Source organism: Candidatus Mesenet endosymbiont of Agriotes lineatus (assembly GCF_964019585.1).
Classification (GTDB): domain Bacteria; phylum Pseudomonadota; class Alphaproteobacteria; order Rickettsiales; family Anaplasmataceae; genus Mesenet.
The window spans coordinates 1,451,390-1,474,810 of record NZ_OZ026454.1; the positions used below are offsets into that span (position 1 = coordinate 1,451,390).

The following is a 23,421-nucleotide window of genomic DNA, read 5'->3' on the forward strand; positions in this document are numbered from 1 at the left end:
TCCATTACCAGATTGAGATAGTAAAATATCTTAAGAAATTTTCACTTTTCTAATTTGTTTACCTTCCTTATTTGTCTGTATATCAAAATTAAAATAGATTGCTGCTTTATTTTTAGTTCTGGCTTTGCTTTTCCCAATTCAATTAGTGCCCCACCTGCTTTAAGTAAAATAAGAACCCGCATTAGATCAATTTCAGCACCAAAACCTATTCTTTGACTTTTTGGTATAGAATATAGATTTTTATAGTAATTTGATATAGTGATATCTCCTAAAGATGGATGTTCAAACAGGTCTAAAGTATTAAAATCTATTATTCTAATGTTTGGTATTAGTTTCTCTAGATCTTCCGTTTTTTGCTTTTGCACATTACTTAAACCTGAATCAGTATAATACTGCATAAATATTGGTGTGTTTTCTGATAAATATTTATCTTCATCTTCGGTTGTGATTTTTTCTAAGAGTTTAGGTAGAATTTTATCATATCCTTCAGTATCCATTATTTGTTTTGTGGTGCTACTTTCCATTATTTTCTTCCACATATTGTAAATAATTATATTGAGACTTTCTTAATTAAATCTTTTTTCTAGCTTGCTACGTAATGTGAACAAAGTTTGAGATAAGCCCGATAAGAGTCTCAACAAAAGCCCACAAAACTTTAGCAGAACCTGCATGAAATGCTCTTAAAATTCTTGGTTTTGCAAAAAAATATTCAAATATAGTATCGCTAAGGATTGAGCAGTATTTTATTTACTAAAATCTTAAAAGGAGTTAAACATTAGAGCTAAAATAGATAGTAACTAAGTGCAAGATTGCCAAATTAAAAAAGTACTGCTATCAAGTTTGTTATGCAAGCTGATGATATGGTACGATTTTATGCTTTTTATTGACTTAATAAATTTCATTAGCAATGAATTCTTTCCTAAAGTAGGAGTTTATCAGAATTTATTTAAATTATTTGGAATATTTGCACTTAGTACCATTGCAAAACCATTTGGTGCTTTTATATTTGGTTACATTGGTGATAAATATGGAAGGAGAATATCATTATTTGTTTCTATTCTACTTATATCTATTCCTGCTAGTTTCATTTCATTCATCCCTGGATATGAAAGAATGGGTATATTTGCATCTATATCAATTATTTTAATTCGAATAATGCAAGGAATTGCGTTTGGTGCTGAACAAGGAAGTCCTATTTATTTTATAGAACACTCAGCTGATAAAAAAAACCTAAGCATGTTTTATGGAATAGTAGGCTTAGGTAAATCTTTGGGAATTTCACTTGCTGCAATTACAATAATCCTTTGCAAAAAAAATACCGATTTTAACACTTGGGGATGGAGATTACCTTTTATTCTTTGCTTTGTTTTGGGACTGGCAAGTGCATTTAGTAGGTATAAACTAAAAGAAACCTTGGCATATCAAATTAACAAAAGTAAAGACAATCTATCTAAAACACCAATCTCTGAACTTATAAAAAATTATAAAAATACTCTGATATTGGCAATTTTTATATGTATGCCAATCAACCTTATCTCTGGTTTTATGACATTCTTTCGTGCCCTTACAAAAGAAAGAATAATGCATATATATGCTACTACATTTATAAATGAAATCACTTTAATTATAGGTAGTATATTGATACAAATAGCCGCAATTATTTTTGGAATATTGTCTGATAAAGTAGGAAGAGAAAAGGTAGCAATTTCATGTATCATAGTATCAATGCTTATGTGTTGTTCTATGTTACTTATAGCACATCATTGTAATAGCTATTTAATAATTTCGTTAAGCATTATGGCTCTATCTGTAATAGAAGCTGGCATTTCACCACTTAGTATAACTGTCTCTGAGCTATTTTCTACAAAAGTCAGATTTAGTGGTATTAACTTATCACGCAATATATCATCATCTCTATTTGAAGGACTGACTCCAATTATATGTACCTGGTTTACTATCAAATTTACCGGAGCTGCTGAATTTTATATAGTTTTGTGTCTTTTAATTGGTATAATAGCGATACTGAAGATAAAGCCGCAGGATAAAAAGTTCGATTGGTAAGATGTGTCTTCATTACCTAATGAAGTAGTATATAGTTACTTATTTTCAAGAAGGGGTTGCGTTAATAGAAGTATCAGGAGATCCTTGATTTACGTTAATTAGCTCAACCGTAATATTTTGTAAATTTGGTTTTATTTTTGAAGCTAATGAATTAATTCCAGTTTTGATTTCAGATCCAATTCCAATGATTGTTCCAATTGCCGCCCCAACTGTTGCTCCTATTATTGCAAGCATCATTCCAACTATCACTCCAACGACTATAAATACTATTGCAACTGCACATGCCGCTATTATAGCTTCATGTTTAGCTTTGCTTATAATCTTATCTAATGGGCTTCTTAAAGCTTCACTTTTCTTTCCGCCAAAGCTTTCAACACTTTTTTCTAATTCTACTAATGTTTTATTATTTAACCTTATCCTATGATTACTCCAAGTTAATGTGTTATCCCACATTGTTATGGTACGATTGGGCTCAGGTGTAGAATCAAACTCTATTATGCAATCTAAAATAGTTCCTTTTTTAGAACCATACGAAATTATACCATTGATATGATCACAACCTAAAGCTTGAATAATTTCAAGAGCTCTATCTTTCTCACTAGAATCTTCACCTGATGATGGAATGCAAGATATTATGCCAATTAATTCTTGTTGTAATTTTTCTACTTCTTCTTTTTTCATACTGCCCCCTTTTTTATTACTAATTAATAATAAAAGTAGTTAATAAAAAGTAAATATTTCTACAAAAGCTTGTATCTTTATGACATAAGGTATTAGAGCTAAAATATCTTACAAGGGAAGGTGAAGCTGTCCTGGAAGCTAACGCCAATAAGGCCGATCTGTAGATTTTGCTCCCTTCCCATATAGAGTTAAAAGACTGAACAGTATCTTTGGAATTGTATCCCGTATTTACAAGGTTAGTTCAAACTCTCAATTTTATTTATAGTCTTGGAGGTAGCTTTATGCAAACAAAAGCTGTTTTAGGTGTAGATATTTCTAAACAAAAATTTGATGCTTGTTTGTTGGTAGGCAGTAAAGAACGACATAAAGTTTTTCACAACAATAAGGAGGGTTTTGAAAGGCTTGTAGCTTGGTGCAATAATCATGGAGCTGACCTTATTCATTTGTGTCTCGAAGCAACTGGTTGTTATAGTGAAGACTTAGTTAACTTTATGTATGATCTGGGGCATAATGTAAGTGTGATAAACCCAGCTCAAATCAAAGCTTTTGGCAAAAGTGAGTTGCTTAGAAACAAAACAGATAAGTCAGATGCTGCCATGATTGCTAAGTTTTGTATTGCTAACAAACCTAACCTTTGGAGACCTGTCCCTACTGAAGTTAAGTATTTAAAAGAACTTTATCGTTGTTTGCAAGCACTTAAAGATGACAAGTTGCAACAGATGAATCGCTTGGAAAATAAAAATATGTACTCCAGATGTCAACAAGCCATATCCGAGGTAATTGCTACAGTAGACACACAAATTGATGCATTAGAGAAAGAAATTAATGAGCATATCAATAACCATTTACATCTAAAAAATATGATAAAAAACATCAAGACTGTAAAAGGTATAGGACATCTTACTACTATTGCCGTTGTCTCAGAAATGCCATCAGTTGATAATTTTGATAATGCTAGGCAATTCACAGCTTTTGCTGGTCTAAATCCAGGACATTACCAATCAGGATCATCCGTAAGTAAAAAAGTCGAATATGGAAAATAGGATCTGAGCGTATTCGCAAGGCCCTTTATATGCCAGCTATAGTAGTTAAAAGATTTAATCCTAACTTTCAAAAATTTTGCCAGCGCTTAGCAAGTAAAGGAAAATGTCCAATGGTCATAATTGTTGCATTAATGAGAAAACTTATGCATATATTTTTTGGAATCCTTAAAAATAATCAACCGTTTAATTGTAATTTAGTTAAATAACTTGTTGACATGAATGACAGTATCTACACACTTAAAATTGTAGAATAGCTTTTCAAAAAGCATGAAATTTTATTGTTTTTTAATCTTCCTAAAAATTACGGCATTTGAGTTTGAAATAAACATCAATTAATATAAGAACTTGCTCAATTTAACTTTCTAAAAAACAGATCAGCTATAAAGAATTTAAATTTAGAGAAATCAACTAATTTACCACTAAGCAAGCCCATTTAAACAAAATGAACAAAGCCCTTACTCTTGAGAGTAATTGGCAAATTATCTTTATCCATTACAATAACCTCTTTGCCATCTGTAACATGCCCTATCTTTGTTACACTAACTCTACATTTTTGTGATATTTCCTCAATTTTTTTGCTATGCTTATTGCTTGCTGTAAATAACAACTCATAATCATCGCCCCCTATAAGCACTAGATCAATATAATCTGGTTTTTCTCCTACCACTTCTCTAGCTGCAAATGATAGTGGTATTTTAGCTAAATGTAGTTCCATACCTACGTTTGACAACTCACATATATGTTGCGCATCCTGTATCAAACCGTCAGAAATATCAATACAGGATGAAGCAAAATCAGAAATTGCTTGCCCTAAAGTAACTCTCGGTTCTGGAATATCATAACGACCTTTCAAATGTCCTATGCTATCTCTTATAACTCCTTGATATGCAAGAAGGCCAAGAGCTGCATCTCCTATTGTACCACTGACATACACTAAATCGCCTAACTTCGCACCTGATCTACATATAAATCTATCACCCTTTATTCCAAGTGCTGTTACACTGATAATCACTTTACCGTTGTGAGCTGTGGTATCACCACCTAATAATTTCACTTGAAAGTATTTATTATCCTCCTTGAGTCCAGCTGCAAAACCTTCCCACCACAAATCATTTATATTGTTTGGCAAAACAAGACCCAACATATAACCATAGGGGGTTCCTCCTACTGCTGCAATGTCAGAAAAATTGATTCTTAATGATTTTTTTGCTAAATTATAAGGTAAACAATTTGAAAGAAAGTGTACATCTTCGACGAGTATATCTTTTGCAATAATATATTGACTATTTGCTATGATAGTAGCATCATCCCCAATTGAATTGTTTACATCTAAAGGCTTTAGATATCTTTTAATATACTCAAATTCTCTCATATATACTTAAATCAATAATGTGTTATGTATAGTAAATAATGTTAAGGTATAAAAATGAAAAAGATTTTTAAATGTATCTATTATACGTTTAAAGATACTATTGCCCATGAAGAGTATGCAGGGTATTTAGCATTTATTATTTTGTTATCCATTTTTCCTTTTTTAGTATTTCTTACAACCTTAGCTACAACTGTCACTGATTTTTTAAATCAATATGATATTGACAAGAAACTCCTGTCATTTATTACCGAAAATATGCCCAGCGATATGATGTCATCACTTATGCCTCGTATTAATGAAATTATATCAGGTCCTCCACAAAATCTACTGACGCTTGCCATAGTTGGAGCTATATGGACTGCATCTTCTGCAGTTGAAGGAATAAGAGGTATACTAAATAAAGTACACAGAGTTTCATCTCCACCATCTTACATATTGCGAAGGTTACTTAGTATAATCCAATTCTTAATTATTACGCTGATTATAATAATCACCATAATGTGTACCACGTTAATACCAATACTAGAAGATTTTTTTAATTGGAAAATTAGTAGCTATATTAGATTCATTATAGTTGAATTTGTATTATTCATTACAGTCTGTTGGCTGTATTTTTTGTTGCCAAACGTAAAACAGAAATTTATCAATGTCATCCCAGGTAGCATAATGGTTATAATACTGTGGACTCTGTCAGCTATAGCTTTTACCAAGTATTTACAGACTTTCCATCAGCTTAGCATCATATACGGTAGCTTAGCTGGTATTATAGTCTCCCTTTTGTTCTTTTATATTTTAAGTTTTATTTTTATATATGGAGCGGAATTTAACTACAAGTTTAAACATTGCAATTCTGCACAAAAAGATATAAAGTAAAAGTTATTTACTAGCAAAATGAGTGACTTATTATCCGGTAAAGTAGCTTTAATTACTGGGGCTTCAAAAGGAATAGGAGCAGCGGTAGCCAAAAGGTTTATACAGGAAGGCGCACATGTAATTTTAGTATCTAGAAATATTGAAGATTTAAGGGAAGTAGATGATGAAATAAAAAAATTAGTTCCTGACAAAAAAGAAGAATTCAATACTACTTTAGTACAGCTTGATCTTTTAGAATTTGAAAAAATCAAAGAGCTTGCAGGAGCAATTGACAAACAGTATCAACGTTTAGATATTTTAGTTGCCAGTGCTGGAGTATTGGGTGAGTTATGCCCTGTGCAGGATTACGATCCAGGTACATGGGAAAGTATTATAGGAACCAACTTTAACGCTAATTGGTACTTAATTAAAAATCTGGATCTGTTACTTAAACGTGCTGAAGCAGGAAGAGTTATTTTTGTTACTTCAAACACTGGGCAATCGCCAATTTCCTATCCGTATTGGAGTCCATATGCCGCCAGCAAGGCTGCTTTAGAAGCAATGGTAAAAGTGTACGCAGCAGAGACAAAACATACAAAACTATGCATAAATATAGTACAACCAGGAACAGTAAATAGTGGTGTTTATAAACAAGCATTTCCTGGACAAGACGTATCCAAACTACCTTCACCAGAAGAACTTACTGATAAATTTGTAGAGCTTGCATCTCAAAATTGCAAAATTAGTGGAGAAGTCTTTCAATTACAACCAACCTAATCAGCAGGAAATTTATTCCTACAGGCGTTTCTGTACTGTTTCTTATTCTATTGCAAGCTCTTTGCTGCTCCTTATCCTTTTCCCTATACATTAAATATATGTCGATTTTTCATTACATTAATAAGAACCTACCTTCGAACTGTAAATTTTATTACATAACATGTATGTAATCAGACAGAATTCATAAATATACTATAGATTTCAATCAACTTAAATTAGATTTGCTTTTTAAAGCTAAAGAATAAAAGTTATAAAATCACTTTATCAACTACAACCAGCTAAAGCTGGTGGTTTGGGTAAACGCTTACAAAGCAAGCTTTAAAACTCTGAAATATTAAAATCTGATGGTGTGTTCTTCAATGTACTTTTGCACATCTGCAGCATTAACATTGCCGATAGTAAAGGATATTACCCCAATATCTTTTTTTTAATTGTTCAAATTCTTGGAATAGCTTGCGACTACTCTGTCCTTTGATATACTGAACCAATTTGGATAATTGGAGGCACAGAAATCAGCATATGTATGTGATCAGAGGTAATATTATCACACCGATACCCATGTAATTTGCACTCTCTAATAACTTCCCTATTGCTACTGCACCCATTAGAACTCTACATCTATATTTAGTACAAAATACTAATCTAGATCAAATGTACTGTGAAAATCATGTTTATAATTCATAATAAAGTAGTCCAATACTAAATGCTCAAGGTGAAGTTAACTACATAAAAAAGCCTATTTAGGTCAAAATCTCCTACTTTTAGACTACTTTTTGCTTTCATCACCATTTATTTCTTGATAGTCAGAATCCACTACTTTCTCATCACTCGATTGATATCCTTCATCATCTGTCGCTTTAGAATTAGAAGAAGTATTTTGTTGCTGTTGAGAAGCAGTATACATAGCCTCACCAAGTTTCATAGATACTTGAGAAAGATTATCAATTTTTTGCTGAATTAAGTCAGCATTATCAATATTATCAGACTTCATAGACTCCTTTAACTCATTAATTGCATTTTCAATACTAGACTTATCATTAGCAGAAACTTTATCTCCATATTCTCTTAAGGATTTTTCTGTAGAATGAATCATACTGTCAGCGTTATTTTTAACTTCAATAAACTTTTTACGCTTTTCATCTTCATTCGCTTTTTCTTCAGCTTCTTTAACCATACGCTCTATTTCACCTTTTGATAGCCCACCAGAAGATTGTATTGTTACTTTTTGTTCTTTACTAGAAGCTTTATCCTTAGCAGAAACATTGACAATACCATTTGCATCTATATCAAAAGTGACTTCAATTTGCGGCATACCACGCGGTGCAGGTGGGATACCTTCCAAACTAAATTGGCCAAGCAACTTATTATCAGCGGCCATCTTTCTTTCCCCCTGATACACTTTTATTGTCACTGCAGTTTGATTATCCTCAGCAGTAGAAAAAACCTGAGATTTTTTAGTAGGGATAGTGGTATTGCGTTCAATAAGAGAAGTAAAAACACCTCCAAGTGTTTCGATTCCAAGAGAGAGAGGAGTTACATCTAAAAGCAGTACATCTCTTACATCTCCTGCAAGTATAGCTCCTTGTATAGCAGCACCTATTGCTACAACTTCATCTGGATTAACACTCCTATTTGGACTCTTACCAAAAAATTTTTCTACTTTTTCTATAACCTTTGGCATCCTTGTCATTCCACCTACTAAAACTACTTCACCTATAGATGAAGTAGTTAATTTTGCATCTTCAAGAGCTTTTCGACAAGGGATCATAGTTTTCTCTATCAGATGATCAACTAAACTTTCAAGCTTTGCCCTAGTTAGTTTTATATTCAAATGTTTAGGACCACTACTATCTGCAGTAAGATAAGGCAAATTTATTTCTGTTTGCATAGAGCTTGACAGTTCTATTTTTGCCTTTTCAGTAGCCTCTTTGATTCTTGATAATGCTAACCGATCAGAGCTGAGATCCATTCCATTTTCTTTTCTAAACTCATCCAATAAATAGTTTATTATGCAATTATCGAAATCCTCACCGCCTAATTTAGTATCACCGTTGGTAGATTTTACTTCAATAACTCCTTCACTTATCTCCAGTATAGAAACATCAAATGTACCACCGCCTAAGTCATAGACAGCTATAGTGTGACCATGTTTTTTATCTAATCCATACGCTAAAGCTGCAGCAGTTGGCTCATTTATTATTCTTTTAACTTCCAGGCCCGCTATCTGACCAGCATCCTTTGTGGCTTGACGCTGAGCATCATTAAAATAAGCAGGAACAGTTATTACCGCCTGTGTTACCTTCTCCCCAAGGAAAGTTTCTGCTGTTTCCTTCATTTTTTGTAATATAAAAGCGCCAACTTGACTAGGCGAATATTGCTTACCCCAAGCTTCAACCCAAGTATCACCTTTTACATTAACTATTTTATATGCAGCTCCCTTTTCAGCATCATCAAATCTACGTCCTATTAACCTTTTTGTTGCTATAAATGTACCGCTAGAGTTTGTTGATGCTTGTCTTTTAGCTGCAGCACCAACTAACATTTCTTTTGATTCAGTAAAAGCTACTACAGAAGGAGTTGTTCTCGCACCTTCACTATTTTCAATTACTTTAACTTCGCCACCAACATTAACTGCAACGCAAGAGTTAGTAGTTCCTAGATCTATACCAATAATTGCCATAAAAACTGCTCTCCTAAATTATTAAACTCAAATTATATCTTAACTATATAGTAACGATTCACCAGATTACAACCCATATTATTTTTAGATTAAAATTAATTTTCTAATTTCAATAAGCGCAACAACCACTGGATTAGCCAAGGCTTTTTCTTTTTAGTACTATTGACTCTATTTGATTTACCTAACATTTTGCCATTTTTTCTCTGATTTCCTTGATTACTTCGACTAGAATCTAAAGCTGGTGAATTCCCACAATTATGAACATCACCACCATGTTTAAGGTAAAAGTTATCTATATCAAGATTATTATCAATATCAACATTAAATAAGATATTATATTCTCTTTCTATTTCAGATATGATAAAGCGTTTGCTATTGAAAATATAAGCAACAACCCAGTAATGGGCATATAAATTAAAAATCTTACCTTGGTTCTTATCAGCAGCATATTTTAATTCACGTAATATCGAAAGTGCTATAACTTCCATTGATTTTATCTTTCCTATACCCTTGCAATAAAAACATTCAACAGTGTTGGTTTCTAAAATACTTGGTTTAATTCTTTGCCTTGAAATTTCCATCAAACCAAAGGAATTGATGCATCCAAACTGAATCTTAGCTCTATCATCCTTAAAAGCTTCCTTTACAGCTAATTCAACTTCATGACAATGCTCTTGCTTTATCATATCTATAAAATCAATTACTATAAGACCAGATAAGCCACGTAAATTCACCTGCCTAGCTATCTCTTGAACTGCTTCCATATTAGTTTTATATGCTGTTTCCTCAATACCTTCTTCTCCTGTCATTTTACCTGAGTTTACATCTATTGATACCAAGGCCTCTGTTGATGTTATTACTAAATAACCACCAGAAGGTAACTCTACTGAGTTACTGTATAATTTTGATATTTGTTCTTCAACTTTATAATAAATAAAAATCGGTAATATGCCTTTGTATAATTCAATACGTAATTTATTTCTTAATGGCCTAACATATTCTCTAACTATTTTATAGGCCTCTTCACCTGATACTACAATTTCACCTACTTGAGTATCATAAAAATCCCTAAGTGATCTTGTAATAATATCAGTTTCACTATGAACAAGGGCTGGAACTCTGCTATCTGTAATGCTATTTTGTTGATTCTGAATTTTTTTCCACATAGAACACAGCTCGCGATAATCTTGTTCTATTTCTTCCTTTTTCCTAAAGGCACCAGCAGTTCTAATAATTAAACTAGTTCTTTCTTGTAATTGTATACTACTTAACACCTCCTGCAGGTACTTTCTGACATTGTCATCCCCTATTCTACGAGACACGCCACCCTTACTGTTAGAACTTGGCATCAAAACACAGTACTTACCCACTAAGGTAATATATGTTGAAAAGGATGCCCCCTTGTAGCCACGTGCCTCTTTTGTAAGTTGAACCAGGATTTTTTGATTTAACTGTATTACATCTTGTAGTTTATGTTTTTTGTAAACTGGCAAATTGCTTTCATTGTTACCAGCACAACCATCGCTACTCTGATTTGAAATTGACTGATCACTGTTAATTGATTCTTTACTGTTTTGAACACACTTTTTATAAGAATAAAACTGCTGAAGTAAAAGTTTTTTCTCATCCTCAGGAAGCTGATAATAAATAGGTGATATCTCATAAAAGGGTAAAAAACCTTGCTTGTTTTTTTCGTATTCAATAAAAACTGCCTGTAAGGAGGGTTCTATACGCTTAACTAAAGCAACGTATATATTACCTTTTAATTGTTTTTTTCCTTTTATATCTTGCTCAAACCCAACTACTTTATTATCATCTAAAACAGCTATTTTTATTTCATCTTGCAATATAGCATCTATTAATATTTTTTTACTACGACTCGACACACTTTAAACTACAAATCATTAAGTCTTGAATTTTATTTAATACTAACAGTAATTGTCAAGAATTTTAACTCACACAATACAGAAAACCTCTACAAATACACTTATAGTAATATAAATAGCATATTAATTCTTTTTTAAGACATTTTTAATTAGCTAAATTTCAGTTTAACGTGGTACCGTATGAATAAGGGGTTTTCTCTTTTAGAATTAACTATAGTATTGATTATTTTGTCTATAGTTTTCAGTAATGTGCTGTCTTTGAGAAATAGATATATAAACAAAGAAAAATATCAACAAACACTGAAAAAGTTAGATATAATAGAAAAAACAGTTGAGTCATATGCAGCATCTCATAACCGTCTTCCATGTCCAGCAATAGGAGAACTTAGAGCTAGCGAAAAAAAGTTTGGTCTGGAAAGCATAAATCTTGAAGATGGGAATTTTAAATGTAGGGACTTAATACTATTTAAGCAAATATCACATGGAACTGTACCAGTCCGTACTTTACAGCTTGATGATGATTTTATGTTTGATGGTTGGAACAGACGCATCGGATACTCAATTGATAGCAACTTTTCTAATCCAGAATATTACTTATCCTCACGTCATGGTTCTATAAAAATAGTTGGAGGAAATAATCAGGTAAAAACAAATCATGCAATGATGGTGCTTATTAGCCATGGCAAAAACGGATACTGTGCATGGTCACATTATGGAGAAACACAAATCTACAATAGCTCTACCAATGACGATAAAAGAATAAATTGCTCAAACTATCAAACTGGTAATTATATTTTTATACAAAAACCTTTTTCAAAACAAAACCCTTCAGATGAGCTTAGCTACTTCGATGATATTGTTAGATACAAAATGAGATGGCAATTTAATTAAAATTATATAAAAGCAACGGATATTTCAAAAGTGTTTTTACTCCCATTCAATTGTAGCAGGTGGTTTCGAGGTTATATCATAGACTACCCTGCTTATGTTTTTAACATGGTTAATAATGGCGTTGCTAACATTTTGTAAAAAATCCCAAAACACTTCCCCATATTGCTGTTTTGCTTCAAAAGGAAATGCATCTGCGGTCATTGCATCCGACGACGTTACAGCTCTTAGGGCACATACATATTTATAAGTCCTTCTATCTCCCATTACCCCTACAGTTTTAATTGGTAGCAATATGGCAAAGGCCTGCCATATCGCGCTATATAAATTGTAACTCTTCATCATATTGATATATATATGATCTATTTCTTGCAGTGTTTTAACTTTCTCTTCTGTGACTTCACCAATAATCCGCAAAGCAAGTCCAGGACCAGGAAATGGGTGACAAAAAAGAACATCATCTGGCAATTCTAATTCTTTACCCAGCAGCCTTACTTCATCTTTAAACAAGGAACGCAAAGGTTCCACAAGCTTTAATTGCATTTTTTCTGGTAGCCCACCAACATTATGATGAGATTTTATTTTCGTGTCCTGTCCATAACTTGAACCAAAACCTGATTCTATCACATCAGAATATATAGTTCCCTGCATTAAGAAATCTATATTACCTATTTTTCTTGCTTCTTCCGTAAAGATATCAATAAAAGTGTTACCAATAATTTTACGTTTTTCCTCTGGATCAACTATTCCTTTCAATTTTTTAAAAAATAAATCTGATTTATCTACAGATATAAGTGAAACTCCTATTTTTTCAAATATGGCTTTTGTATCATACGCTTGGTTTTTTCTGAGCAAGCCCGTATCAATAAAAACACAGTGCATCTGCTCACCTATAGCCTTATGCATTAGCACTGCTGCCACACTTGAATCAACACCACCACTTACAGCTCCTATAACCTGCTTGTTGCCAATTTCGTTTTTTATCTTTTTTATCTGCTCTACAGAGAAAGAATCCATAGTCCAATTTCTTTCACATTTTGCTATATCGAGAAAATTTGACAATAACCCCGTTCCATTATTTGTATGCCTAACCTCAGGATGAAATTGAGTGCAATATATTTTTCTTGCCTCGTTTCCTATTATCGCTGCAGCATTACTTATCGCTCCAACTGCAATTGTATTAAACCCACTTGGCACGCTTATTACACTATCTGAATGGCTCATCCATACATCTATTTCAGAACCAACATTCCATAAACCCTGAATAATAGGAGAATCAGCCAATATCTTTATATTCGTCCTACCGAATTCTTTTTTACAATCAGATTGTATTTGCGCTCCAAAATAGTGACAAATTAACTGCTTTCCATAACATATTCCAAGTATTGGAATACCTCTGTTTTGATTTAGATTCATAATCTCATTTAGCAATGATGCAGCAGGTTCTGCTGTATTTACAGAATCTGGCCCGCCTGATAAAATAAATGCGTCAAAATCAGATATCTCATCAGCTGCTATAGTACAAGGAAATATTTCAGAATAGATCCTCATCTCTCTAATTCTTCTGGCAATCAATTGCGTGAATTGCGAACCAAAGTCGATTATTGCTATCTTTGACATTTAATAATACTAATAACTAGTTATTATTTATCACAAATCTACACGATAGTTAAGATATTTATTCGTGTGCTTGATTCAGTAATATGTAGATTTTATAAAACTAGGGATGAATGTTGAGTCGCATTGTTCCAAAAGAATTAGCTAGATTGCCTACTCAATTACTTGCTGATTGTGTAAACGATACAAATCTTAAGCTTACGGATGATAGGGTACTCGATACATATCCTAAAGACGACGCTGCTATATCATAGGTAGCTACAGCAGTTGTATTAATGGAAGAACAAATAGCCCTAGTAGTAGATGACTCCATTACACTTTTAGTAATTGCCTTAGTAGTTGCTGTAGTTACATCTATAGAAGCGCAAACTGTATTATCGATAGCTTCCAATAACATGCGCTAGAAAAGGTGCTACTGTTGGTGATATGTAAGAATTCTCACTACTTGTAGCCAAAATCATAAGCGGCCCACAAAATAGACTTCTTGCTACATCGCTAACATGATTTTCTGAAAGTGAATGATTAATTTGGTTGATATTATATTCGGTAATTACTCTTCTTTCAGGGTTACACATAGTTAGGTTACTAAGCAACTCCTCTTCATGATTAATATTCTCAGAAGATTTCGCCTTAGAAAAAAGTTTTGGCAATATAAAAATACATGCAGCAGCTATTAGTGTAAATGTAATAGAGGTCATTTCAAACACTCCTGTTAACTGTGAAAATTGGATGCAAAGCCCAATACCTAAAGCATTTATTACTAGCAAGCATGTAATGAGTATTAAAATTTTATTTCTTAATTCTTTATTATTTAATCTATTGCTGAGTATTGTTGGAGCCATTGCAGCAGCAGGAATGACATTTAGCATTTTCTCCTCTTATGTTAATTAATATATTATACATATGATTTATAATTAAGTCAATTTTCTTAAAAAATTAAGATTTAAGTTACTTGCTATTTATCTGTATTTGATAATTTAAGTAATACTGTAACTGATATAAGGCTTATGAGCACTATGACAATTGATAATGGTGCTGCATCCATATACCTTTCATCACAGATGAGCCCATACATTCGTGTTGTCAGCGTTTCAAAATTAAAAGGTCGAATAATTAAAGTTGCAGTTAGCTCTTGTATAATATCTATAAATGCAAGCAAGAAACTAAACAGTACGCTTCTTTTAATCAGAGGAATATGTATGTTAATACAAGTTGCTGTGGAGCTATATCCCATAGTATAAGATGCCCAATCAATTTCATTTGGTATTTTTCTTAAGCCTGCTTCTATCGTTTTAAATGAAATGGCAAAAAAGCGGAACATATAAGAATATAGTAGGGCTCCTGTAGTGCCAATTAATGTTATTTCCATAGTATATCTACTTATGAAGCTAGACAATTTTCCAAGAAAAGTAAGTATCGCTATTGCCACAATAGCACTAGGAATTGCATAGCCAATAGATATAAAACGTGCTACATAGTAAGTAATTTTACTGTAACGTGCAGCATAGCCAATAACAAGTGAAGTTATAACGAGCATCGATCCTGCAACCAGGGCAATACTGATGCTGTTTATGATAGCAATATAGAACTTTAAATCACTTACAAAAACATTTATCCTCTGCACTGTCCAATATATTAAAGGGATAATAGGAAATATAAACCCAATAAGGATTGGTAATGTGCAGACCAAATAAATTGAAATCAAAAGTATTTTATTATTAACATTCCATCTGCGTTGATAATCAGAGTTTATAATAATTGATGAATATAATTTTTGTCTATTGTTTGATATCCTTTCAGCTATCACAAATAACATAATAATTGATAGCTCTATGATTGATAAAATAGTGGCAGAATATCGATCATGAAGTAAAAACCACGTTCTATATACTCCTGTGGTTAAAGTGTTAATGGCGAGAATCTGTGATGTACCAAAGTCAGCAATAACTTCCATAAATATAAGCAATATACCTGCGGTGATTGCTGGACGGGCTGCAGGTAAAGCTATAGAGGTAAAGATTTTAAATGGTGATTGTCCAAGTGTTGAAGCAACAATTACAGAGTTATTTAGGCTAGTAAAGCTTGAACGTGCTAATATGTATACATAGGAAAAAAGAGTAAAACCGAGTATTAATATACCACCACCCAAAGATCTGATTTCTGGAAACCAATAGTCATTTTTTTGTAAGTGAAATATTTCTCTCAGTAAACTTTGTATTGGACCTGAATATTCAAGCACATTGGTGTAAACAAATGATACTATATATCCCGGTATTGAGATTGGCAAAAACAAAAAAACTTCAAAAAATTTACATCCTGGAAATGAAAAAAAAGTAACAAACCAAGAGCTAATTACACCAAAAACAAATGATATAACACCCACCCCTATCATTAAAAGAATTGTATTTGCTGTATATTCAAAGAGTAATGTGTGTATTGCCCACTTAGCACTTTGCTGCTCCGTGAACAAGATTGATATTAATGAAACTAAAGGACATGCAAAAAGGCTTATTATCAAGCAAAGAAATACCTTTTGTAATAGCTTTGACACTTAATTTAATTTGCTATTTCATTTAAATAAGTATCTAGAATTTCAATTCCTTCATCTATCTGTTCTTTGGTTATAATTAAAGGTGGTAAAATTCTAACTACTTGCTGCGCTGTAGTACCAACGGTCAAAAGCCCACGATAACATAATTCTCGCGAAAATTCTTTATTATCTGTGTTTATTTTGACTCCAAGCATTAAACCCAAACCCCTAATTTCTTGAATGATCTCATGTTTATCTGCTAATTGTTGTAGCTTACCTTTTAGATACTTACCTTTATCTTCAACACTTTTTAAAAATCCGTCTTTCAGCAACTCATCAAGTACAGCATTACCTATTGATGTAGCTAGAGGATTGCCACCATAAGTTGACCCATGTAGACCCACACCCATATACTTAGCAGCGTTTTCAGTTGCAAGACACGCTCCGAGAGGGAAGCCTCCCCCAATACCTTTTGCAAGTGCACATATGTCAGGTTTTACATCAAAATGCTCATATGCAAACAACTTTCCAGTTCTGCCAGCACCACATTGCACACAATCAAAAAATAATAATATGTCGTGCTCGTTACATAACTCTCTTAGATTCTTAAGAAAATTACGATCCATTATATTGATCCCACCTTCACCTTGTATTGGTTCAATCAAAATTACCCCAATATTATTGTTGATTACTTTTTTAACGCTCTCTATATTCGGTTCAACATTTTCAAACCATTCGACGTAAGGCCTTAAAAGATCAGAAAATTTTTCAGGGTCATTTCCTGAACAAGCAGCAAAACTTCTTCCATGAAAAGCTCCTTTAAACGTTATAATTTTATAACGATGATAATTGCCTTTACCATTCTGATAAGATCTTGCTATTTTTAGCCCACATTCCACTGCTTCGGTGCCAGAATTTGTAAAAAATGCAGTATCAGCAAAACTATTTGCTATTAGCCTTTTAGCAAATTCTACAGCAGTTGGTATAGTGTTAATATTTGAAAGATGCCATATTTTCTCGCTTTGCTCTTTTAGCGTACTAACTAAGCGTGGATGGCAATGTCCTAAACTATTTACCGCTATACCTGACTGAAAATCTATATAACGTTTACCCTTGGTATCATACAGATATGCGCCCTCACTATGAGAAAAATTTATATCAATAGGAGAATAAATTGGTAATATAGGAGAAATTGCCATAATTCTATCATAGGTATTATGTATTATTTTAAACATAAAATTTTAACGTTACAACATGAATAAATATAAGAATTTTTTTGTAAAATATCGTGTAAGAGTTATTTTCTTAGCACTTATATTCTTAACACTAATCTCAAGCTGTACGCTTATAGGTTCATTTCTAGCAGAAAGAATATTTACTTTTTATCAAGATATGAGCTCAAATTTCAAGATCATAATCACAAATTCTATTATAAAAAAATATGGTGACCTCTTTGTAAAAGGGTATGATGAACTGCACTCTAATTTTAACTACTTAAATCAATTAGTTAAATGTCGTGCTGAATTGTCACAGCTGATTAGTGGAACAAGTATAAATGTTATTTTATATGGAAAAGATGGTCAGATGTTATTTGATAGTAACTTAGATCAAGATAATTATAGGCAACTATTAACGCCAAACGATTTGAAACAGCTAGAAAAAAATGAGCATATATTTTACAAAAACAATCAATTTCTAGTTTCAATTTTTCGGGTATCAAAAGAAAATGGTAAACCCTTCTTATTTTTAAAGATTGTTCAAAAATATTATTTTAATCTTCTTATTCAAGTCAGTTTTGCATTTATAGCATTAGTGTCTTCACTTACTGTAATAATGGTGCTATTCATCCGTCATTTGCATAGCCAAAACAATAAGGTAATCAATGTACAACATAAAACCAATCTTGAGCTCGAAAATGCCAAAGCTTTAGCAGAAAAGGAAAATATGAATAAATCAAGATTCTTAGCTAATATCACTCATGAGTTACGCACACCTTTAAACTCAATAATTGGATTTTCGGAAATTATTAAAAATGAATCTGCAAAATCAATAGAAAATCCTAAATATAAGGAATATGTAAACGATATATACGATTCTGGTATTCACCTTTTAGATTTAGTTAACGACATACTAGATCTTTCAAAAGCTGAAGCAGATAAATTAGTCGTAAATAAAATCAGATTTGACTTAAATAAGACAATAGAATCTTGCTTGCAGGTAATCACACCACAATTACAAAAGAGAAAAATTGAAAAAATTCTCACTGAGGGTCAACTCCTCATGGAAGCAGATCCAAAGAGAATGAAGCAAGTGATAATGAATATATTATCAAATGCGGTAAAATTTACCCCTAAAAATGGTATTATTAGAATTAAAGCAGAAAAAAATACAGATAATATATCAATTGAAATAAATGATACAGGGATTGGGATAGTACAACAAAATATACATAAGGTAATGTCTATATTTGGTCAATCAGATAACAATTCTTATGATCAATATGAAGGAACTGGGTTAGGTTTGCCACTTAGCAAAAAGTTAGTGGAACTTATGGGTGGAACTTTTAGCATAAAAAGCGAACCACAACTTGGTACTACATTAACTTTGATTTTTCCTATTGAAACACAGGATTTTTAATGTTTCTTTGTTGACTCTTCTCTTTTAAGAGTATTATTAATCTAATTATTTCTTTGTTAGCAAATAAATATGCCAAGAAATCATAAATATCAACCTATCATATCTTGTATAGACATAGCACCTGTTGTCTCATGTTCAGTTACCTTTTATGCTGCTCTTTGTTTTACGTGTCCATCAGTAGTCCCAATAGCAAAATGTATCAGCATTGCTTCAGCAGGATCAGCGGTAATTTCTACAGCTACTGGATGCTGTTTATAGTGTTATTTAAAGCGTGATGGTTATACACTAGGCTACGATAATTCGGAATGATTGAGAGTAAAGAGAATACTTTCTGATAGTTGTGAAATGTAACAATTAGGTGCTATTAATGAACAACCTACAATGAAAGATAAGCCTCCCCTACTAGCGGAGTAGTTCTACCTGACTTACTAAAAGACATAAGTAGTAATATTACTGAATCAAATACATAGCCTATAGCACCAGTTCATACGTCATGCAGCAGAAATTAACAGTTTATGCAATTAAAATATCACTTAAACTCTCATTTTTAGACTACAGACCCGCTGAGAAACGGTATGCAACTAATTTCAGCAGCAACAGCAAGAATCAATTAAAACTCATGCCTGAGGTTTGCGAGACCAGCAATTATGTTAAATCTCATGTTGTATTTCTTCTGAAAATTGCGATAGGTATGCGACATGATTTTAAAAATCTTAATTTCACGGATTTTATGCTCCACTTTCATCCTAAATGATGCCAGCTTCCGATTGTGCTCTTTTTGATCGTCCGTCAGCAATTTTTTTCGATACCTTTTATGCGGAATCATAACGTTACTCTGCAATTTTTGCCACCCCTGATATCCAGAATCTGCATACTTTATATTCTCTTTTGGTAACATTTTTTCCTGCTTTCATATCTTAAAATCGTGAGTTCGACCTCTGTATGACTTTGACACTGATAGAATTTGCCCATCTTCTCTTATAACGATTTCCGTTTTTATCGTGTTTACTCTTTTCTTGCCAGAATAAGACAATTTTCTTTTTTTCCTGTCTTTTGGCCGTTCTATTGGTTGTTCTGTAACATCTGCTAATATCTTCAAAATTCTTTCTGGCGTCATAGTTCTGTCCTTTTTTATTGAGATTTTTTTAGCCAAAAGTGGTTCCATTTTCTTGAGTAATCGGCAGATGTTTGAGTTATACAAGTTGAATCGGTAACTCAAGAATCGGTGTGTTATGTAAGTTCTATAATACAGAATTATACAAAGTATTTTGTCTTCCAACACAGGCTATTTTGATGTTCTTCCATTTCCGTTTTTTAACTTTCTCCCACTCTGGGCGCACTTTTTCTATAACCTTTTCGAATTCTCTTATTGTCAGACCTGTTACATCTCGAAAATTCCTCGGATGTTCTTTTATATTATGGTAATTTATGCTCATCTTGCCTCACTTTTTCTTGCTCTATCTCTCTTTATATAACCATTTCTCCTCTTTTGCACCAGGTCTTTACTTATTCTAAGTGTCAGATCAAGTTTTATTTAGTATACCTTAAATATTTTACTTTATTGCCATTCCAGATTCCACTACTGCAATGACTCTTGCCCTTAATTTACATTGATATGGTTTTGCCATTTTTCCTCTTTCTATCTTACCTATATACTTTTCTACCTTTGTGAATTAAGCTATAATACTGGATGTGTTTCCTGCTAGTTTTGGTGCTTTTGCGTATTCTCAATGTTACCTAAGTGGAGAACCCTCCACTTAACTTCAACTTGATAGTTTGCCCATTATTCCCGGCTCCTCTCTAATTTGGTGTTTGTCATACACACTTCTTTCATATCATGACAATGCTTATGCAATAAGGACAAATTTTTGGTTTGATTATTACTTATATTTCGATCTCGATGATGTACCTGTAATCTGACCTAAACCAAAGTTTACAATAATCACATTTGCTTTGCTGTAACTTCATCAGTTTTATCACTAGTGGTGATGTGCATGGTGTTTTACTTATACGCTTGCCCCAATATGTCCAATCCCCATCATAAGGGGACTCATTTCCCTTCACTTTGACATGTCGTTTTATAGAATGTGCTTAGTAAGAAATGCCTTATTACTTGTCATCAACCGCCAATTATCGTTTTTATATTTTCTAAACTCTTTATCCAGTATTTTTCTCTATTTTTGTGCCTATAAATTTCCTATTTTCCAAAGTTTCCCAAACATAATATTATCCATTGAACTAAACTTAAAATTGTCGAATTTGGCTCCCCCTCTAATAATAGGGTTAAGGTTATTCATTACATCTTCCTGATATTTACCACGCATTTCTCTAAGCTTACGTTTAATAACCAGATTATGTTGTTTTATGACTTGGTTTAATCAATAACTTGTTTATTTTGTTTCATTGGATATTCCAAGAAAATTAAACCCTGGCTTTCTTCCATTTAGGGATTTAAGTGTGTGAGATATTCTTGTCTTTTTGTGCAAGAAGAAACATTACCTAAGCCATAAGTAGCACAAATCAGAGTAGTACAAATGCCTTGTATAAACAATGTGATATAAGGAAGGTAAAGCAGAAATAGGCTATGACTTTGCTTAATTGATCTTTAACTATTTTTCAGCTTCTTCCCAAAAAATTGAACTAAACTAAAAACTCAGTTTATTGGGTGTTCTCTAAAATTTTAATAAAAACATTCTCACCTTTGTACCTAAATGTCTACTATAGTGTTAATATTAGCTGGCTTTATACTAGAGCCTTAGTTGTATTGTAATGATATTATCTGCGTTAATGACTTCCAACCTGATGAAAAAGGAGCCTTATATATTAATATCATAGTCAATAATAACATCGTTTTTCCACAACTGCAAAAATGAATATCACCTATAAAGATACTACTTCTACCAAGTTAACATCATCACTTATGTTTATTCCTATCTCTATTTCTTCATCTTTATACATTACATCCTCTCTTTTTTTATGAAAAGTATAAATCTTTTTATCAAAGAAACATAGTTCTTTTTTTGGATATCTTTTCACAATTTCATTAAGATTTTTTCCTTTATCCTATTTATTATGCACAGGTTTTGATATTATATAAAAAAACCAACTTTTGTATTAGTCTATGTGCAAAACATCTTCCAAATTTTCATTTCCTTAACTTTCCTTTATTTGGCTTTGTCCTAGCTACACTATCCATCCCATCAGCATTTCTCTGACAATATTGTATATTTTTGATATTTACTGTACTTTTTTACAGATTGTAGCCTACTGCCTTCTTATCTCTTTCTTCATTACCATGCCGTTGAAGCAGCAGCAGCTGAAAATAAAACCCTTTTAAACCTTGTCACTCTTATACTCATCCTTACTATACTCACTTAAATCAAGTATCAATTTTTGTATGTAACGTTCATTTGCCTCTTTTATTATAAATTTAACCCCATTTTTATGCTTGACCACTTCATTGATCAACGGTACTTTACCTGCAATTGCAAAAACTAAACCACTAATTGTAACATAATCCTCATCTTCAGAATCTTTAAGTTCTATACGCAATTTATCTTCAACTTCTTTGATTAAAGCCTTTGCTGATACTTCAAACTTTTTTTCCGCTATTTTAGTAAAAAAAAAGCCAGGATTTTCATCATACTCACTCTTGCCTACACTTCCAACTATTCCTTTTACAAGATCAATCATAGAGACTAAACCTTCAGTACAACCATATTCATCAAGAACAATTGCTAGATATTTTTGCGAAGATTGCATTTTTATAAACAAATTCATTATTTTCATTGATGGTGGTATATAAAATACATTACGTATTATACTTTTTAAGCTAATATTTTTATCAAAATTAAATAACACATCCTTTATATGTATAAATCCAATTATGTTATCAAGATTACTCTTGTAGACCGGTACTTCTATATGATTACTATTCTTTAACTTATCAATTGCATCATCTTTGTCTATATCAATTGCATAGATTTCTGCACGTGGAATTATTATATCCCTTATACTGTTATTACAGATCTCTACTACGTTATTAGACACGTTCAAACTATACAGCAAATTATTTTTTATCACAAACTCGGTCGCGCATTTCCTAAAGGTAGAGCTACTTTTAAACAGTAATAAAAACAACTTACGTTTTATCTTTTCTAAAAAGGAGATCCTTTCCTGATTCTGTGTCATTCCTAACTTCAATAAGTCAAATTTTGTGTTTATATTCTATAATAAACCAATAATCCATAAAAATTTCCATTGTTAATAAAGTCTGTATAACCTGTGGATAAATTAAAAAAAGAAAAAATATTCATAATTTATCCACAGGTTATCAACAGATTATTAAACAAAAAAAATTAAACATTGACTATAGTTATCCACAATATAAGTAGTGA

At 32.3% G+C, this 23,421-nt stretch carries 21 protein-coding genes and 1 pseudogene; 9 read left to right on the forward strand and 13 right to left on the reverse strand.

Annotated features, from left to right (window positions below):
* Positions 1 to 41 precede the first annotated feature (41 nt).
* On the reverse strand, positions 42 to 524 hold the full coding sequence (locus AACL19_RS06835; RefSeq protein WP_339045729.1) for a hypothetical protein: 483 nt from the start codon (positions 522 to 524) through the stop codon (positions 42 to 44).
* A gap of 292 nt (positions 525 to 816) precedes the next feature.
* Between AACL19_RS06835 and AACL19_RS06840 the strand changes: the two genes are divergently transcribed.
* Positions 817 to 2,061 (forward strand): MFS transporter, encoded by a 1,245-nt coding sequence (locus AACL19_RS06840; protein WP_339046716.1) that lies wholly within the window; start codon positions 817 to 819, stop codon positions 2,059 to 2,061.
* 45 nt (positions 2,062 to 2,106) lie between these two features.
* On the opposite strand, the gene AACL19_RS06845 is transcribed toward AACL19_RS06840, so the two are convergent.
* Positions 2,107 to 2,742, reverse strand: coding sequence for a hypothetical protein (locus tag AACL19_RS06845; protein ID WP_339045730.1), 636 nt, complete (start codon positions 2,740 to 2,742; stop codon positions 2,107 to 2,109).
* A gap of 281 nt (positions 2,743 to 3,023) precedes the next feature.
* On the opposite strand from AACL19_RS06845, the gene AACL19_RS06850 reads away from it, so the two are divergent.
* Positions 3,024 to 3,785, forward strand: coding sequence for an IS110 family transposase (locus AACL19_RS06850; protein ID WP_339045731.1), 762 nt, complete (start codon positions 3,024 to 3,026; stop codon positions 3,783 to 3,785).
* Between the two features lie 11 nt (positions 3,786 to 3,796).
* Positions 3,797 to 3,991, forward strand: a complete 195-nt coding sequence (locus AACL19_RS07175; protein ID WP_410519885.1) for a hypothetical protein — start codon at positions 3,797 to 3,799, stop codon at positions 3,989 to 3,991.
* A 227-nt stretch (positions 3,992 to 4,218) separates the two neighbouring features.
* Here the strand turns inward: AACL19_RS07175 and thiL are convergent, their stop codons facing one another.
* On the reverse strand, positions 4,219 to 5,157 hold the full coding sequence (gene thiL / locus AACL19_RS06855) for a thiamine-phosphate kinase (protein WP_339045732.1): 939 nt from the start codon (positions 5,155 to 5,157) through the stop codon (positions 4,219 to 4,221).
* Positions 5,158 to 5,211: 54 nt separating this feature from the next.
* Here thiL and AACL19_RS06860 point away from each other — a divergent pair, with 54 nt between their 5' ends.
* Positions 5,212 to 6,030, forward strand: coding sequence for a YihY/virulence factor BrkB family protein (locus AACL19_RS06860; protein ID WP_339045733.1), 819 nt, complete (start codon positions 5,212 to 5,214; stop codon positions 6,028 to 6,030).
* 18 nt (positions 6,031 to 6,048) lie between these two features.
* Complete coding sequence (locus AACL19_RS06865; RefSeq protein WP_339045734.1) at positions 6,049 to 6,786, forward strand: SDR family NAD(P)-dependent oxidoreductase; 738 nt, start codon at positions 6,049 to 6,051, stop codon at positions 6,784 to 6,786.
* 383 nt (positions 6,787 to 7,169) lie between these two features.
* On the opposite strand, the gene AACL19_RS07180 is transcribed toward AACL19_RS06865, so the two are convergent.
* The 3 genes from AACL19_RS07180 to AACL19_RS06880 all read right to left on the reverse strand — a co-directional run bounded on the left by AACL19_RS07180 (position 7,170) and on the right by AACL19_RS06880 (position 11,352).
* Positions 7,170 to 7,274, reverse strand: coding sequence for a transposase (locus AACL19_RS07180; protein WP_410519859.1), 105 nt, complete (start codon positions 7,272 to 7,274; stop codon positions 7,170 to 7,172).
* 278 nt (positions 7,275 to 7,552) lie between these two features.
* Positions 7,553 to 9,466 carry a molecular chaperone DnaK gene (gene dnaK, locus AACL19_RS06875; RefSeq protein WP_339045735.1) on the reverse strand — a complete coding sequence of 638 codons (1,914 nt, stop codon included), beginning with the start codon at positions 9,464 to 9,466 and terminating at the stop codon, positions 7,553 to 7,555.
* A gap of 95 nt (positions 9,467 to 9,561) precedes the next feature.
* Entirely contained in the window at positions 9,562 to 11,352 is a 1,791-nt protein-coding gene (locus AACL19_RS06880; protein ID WP_339045736.1) for an Rne/Rng family ribonuclease, read from the reverse strand.
* Positions 11,353 to 11,532: 180 nt separating this feature from the next.
* Between AACL19_RS06880 and AACL19_RS06885 the strand changes: the two genes are divergently transcribed.
* A complete protein-coding gene (locus tag AACL19_RS06885) occupies positions 11,533 to 12,243 on the forward strand; it encodes a type II secretion system protein (RefSeq protein ID WP_339045737.1) in 711 nt (236 codons plus the stop codon).
* A 36-nt stretch (positions 12,244 to 12,279) separates the two neighbouring features.
* Here the strand turns inward: AACL19_RS06885 and guaA are convergent, their stop codons facing one another.
* Positions 12,280 to 13,860, reverse strand: coding sequence for a glutamine-hydrolyzing GMP synthase (guaA, locus tag AACL19_RS06890; RefSeq protein WP_339045738.1), 1,581 nt, complete (start codon positions 13,858 to 13,860; stop codon positions 12,280 to 12,282).
* 110 nt (positions 13,861 to 13,970) lie between these two features.
* On the opposite strand from guaA, the gene AACL19_RS06895 reads away from it, so the two are divergent.
* Positions 13,971 to 14,111 carry a hypothetical protein gene (locus AACL19_RS06895; protein WP_339045739.1) on the forward strand — a complete coding sequence of 47 codons (141 nt, stop codon included), beginning with the start codon at positions 13,971 to 13,973 and terminating at the stop codon, positions 14,109 to 14,111.
* Between the two features lie 120 nt (positions 14,112 to 14,231).
* Here AACL19_RS06895 and AACL19_RS06900 read toward each other — a convergent pair whose 3' ends face one another.
* From AACL19_RS06900 to AACL19_RS06910, 3 genes are all read right to left on the reverse strand, one after another.
* Positions 14,232 to 14,726 (reverse strand): hypothetical protein, encoded by a 495-nt coding sequence (locus AACL19_RS06900; RefSeq protein WP_339045740.1) that lies wholly within the window; start codon positions 14,724 to 14,726, stop codon positions 14,232 to 14,234.
* 86 nt (positions 14,727 to 14,812) lie between these two features.
* Positions 14,813 to 16,408, reverse strand: a complete 1,596-nt coding sequence (locus tag AACL19_RS06905; RefSeq protein ID WP_339045741.1) for an iron ABC transporter permease — start codon at positions 16,406 to 16,408, stop codon at positions 14,813 to 14,815.
* 5 nt (positions 16,409 to 16,413) lie between these two features.
* Positions 16,414 to 17,586, reverse strand: a complete 1,173-nt coding sequence (locus AACL19_RS06910) for an aspartate aminotransferase family protein (RefSeq protein ID WP_339046718.1) — start codon at positions 17,584 to 17,586, stop codon at positions 16,414 to 16,416.
* Positions 17,587 to 17,779: 193 nt separating this feature from the next.
* On the opposite strand from AACL19_RS06910, the gene AACL19_RS06915 reads away from it, so the two are divergent.
* Positions 17,780 to 19,024: a HAMP domain-containing sensor histidine kinase gene (locus tag AACL19_RS06915; RefSeq protein ID WP_339045742.1), complete on the forward strand. Its 1,245-nt coding sequence runs from the start codon at positions 17,780 to 17,782 to the stop codon at positions 19,022 to 19,024.
* 69 nt (positions 19,025 to 19,093) lie between these two features.
* The gene (locus AACL19_RS06920; RefSeq protein ID WP_339045743.1) at positions 19,094 to 19,282 is read left to right on the forward strand and encodes a hypothetical protein; all 189 of its coding nucleotides are present in this window, start codon (positions 19,094 to 19,096) and stop codon (positions 19,280 to 19,282) included.
* 352 nt (positions 19,283 to 19,634) lie between these two features.
* Here the strand turns inward: AACL19_RS06920 and AACL19_RS06925 are convergent.
* The 3 genes and pseudogenes from AACL19_RS06925 to AACL19_RS06935 form a co-directional block, all read right to left on the reverse strand.
* Positions 19,635 to 20,460, reverse strand: a pseudogene (locus AACL19_RS06925) (transposase family protein).
* Between the two features lie 1,444 nt (positions 20,461 to 21,904).
* Positions 21,905 to 22,060 (reverse strand): hypothetical protein, encoded by a 156-nt coding sequence (locus AACL19_RS06930; protein ID WP_339045744.1) that lies wholly within the window; start codon positions 22,058 to 22,060, stop codon positions 21,905 to 21,907.
* 297 nt (positions 22,061 to 22,357) lie between these two features.
* Positions 22,358 to 23,074 (reverse strand): transporter associated domain-containing protein, encoded by a 717-nt coding sequence (locus AACL19_RS06935; protein WP_339045745.1) that lies wholly within the window; start codon positions 23,072 to 23,074, stop codon positions 22,358 to 22,360.
* Positions 23,075 to 23,421 lie beyond the last annotated feature (347 nt).

Excerpts from the sequence above, each read along its gene's own strand:
- AACL19_RS06835 (WP_339045729.1), bottom strand. The coding sequence starts at position 524 with ATGGAAAGTAGCACCACAAAACAAATAATGGATACTGAAGGATATGAT.
- AACL19_RS06845 (WP_339045730.1), bottom strand. The coding sequence starts at position 2,742 with ATGAAAAAAGAAGAAGTAGAAAAATTACAACAAGAATTAATTGGCATA.
- AACL19_RS06850 (WP_339045731.1), top strand. The coding sequence starts at position 3,024 with ATGCAAACAAAAGCTGTTTTAGGTGTAGATATTTCTAAACAAAAATTT.
- thiL (WP_339045732.1), bottom strand. The coding sequence starts at position 5,157 with ATGAGAGAATTTGAGTATATTAAAAGATATCTAAAGCCTTTAGATGTA.
- AACL19_RS06860 (WP_339045733.1), top strand. The coding sequence starts at position 5,212 with ATGAAAAAGATTTTTAAATGTATCTATTATACGTTTAAAGATACTATT.
- AACL19_RS06865 (WP_339045734.1), top strand. The coding sequence starts at position 6,049 with ATGAGTGACTTATTATCCGGTAAAGTAGCTTTAATTACTGGGGCTTCA.
- dnaK (WP_339045735.1), bottom strand. The coding sequence starts at position 9,466 with ATGGCAATTATTGGTATAGATCTAGGAACTACTAACTCTTGCGTTGCA.
- AACL19_RS06885 (WP_339045737.1), top strand. The coding sequence starts at position 11,533 with ATGAATAAGGGGTTTTCTCTTTTAGAATTAACTATAGTATTGATTATT.
- guaA (WP_339045738.1), bottom strand. The coding sequence starts at position 13,860 with ATGTCAAAGATAGCAATAATCGACTTTGGTTCGCAATTCACGCAATTG.
- AACL19_RS06895 (WP_339045739.1), top strand. The coding sequence starts at position 13,971 with ATGTTGAGTCGCATTGTTCCAAAAGAATTAGCTAGATTGCCTACTCAA.
- AACL19_RS06900 (WP_339045740.1), bottom strand. The coding sequence starts at position 14,726 with ATGCTAAATGTCATTCCTGCTGCTGCAATGGCTCCAACAATACTCAGC.
- AACL19_RS06910 (WP_339046718.1), bottom strand. The coding sequence starts at position 17,586 with ATGGCAATTTCTCCTATATTACCAATTTATTCTCCTATTGATATAAAT.
- AACL19_RS06915 (WP_339045742.1), top strand. The coding sequence starts at position 17,780 with ATGAGCTCAAATTTCAAGATCATAATCACAAATTCTATTATAAAAAAA.
- AACL19_RS06920 (WP_339045743.1), top strand. The coding sequence starts at position 19,094 with ATGCCAAGAAATCATAAATATCAACCTATCATATCTTGTATAGACATA.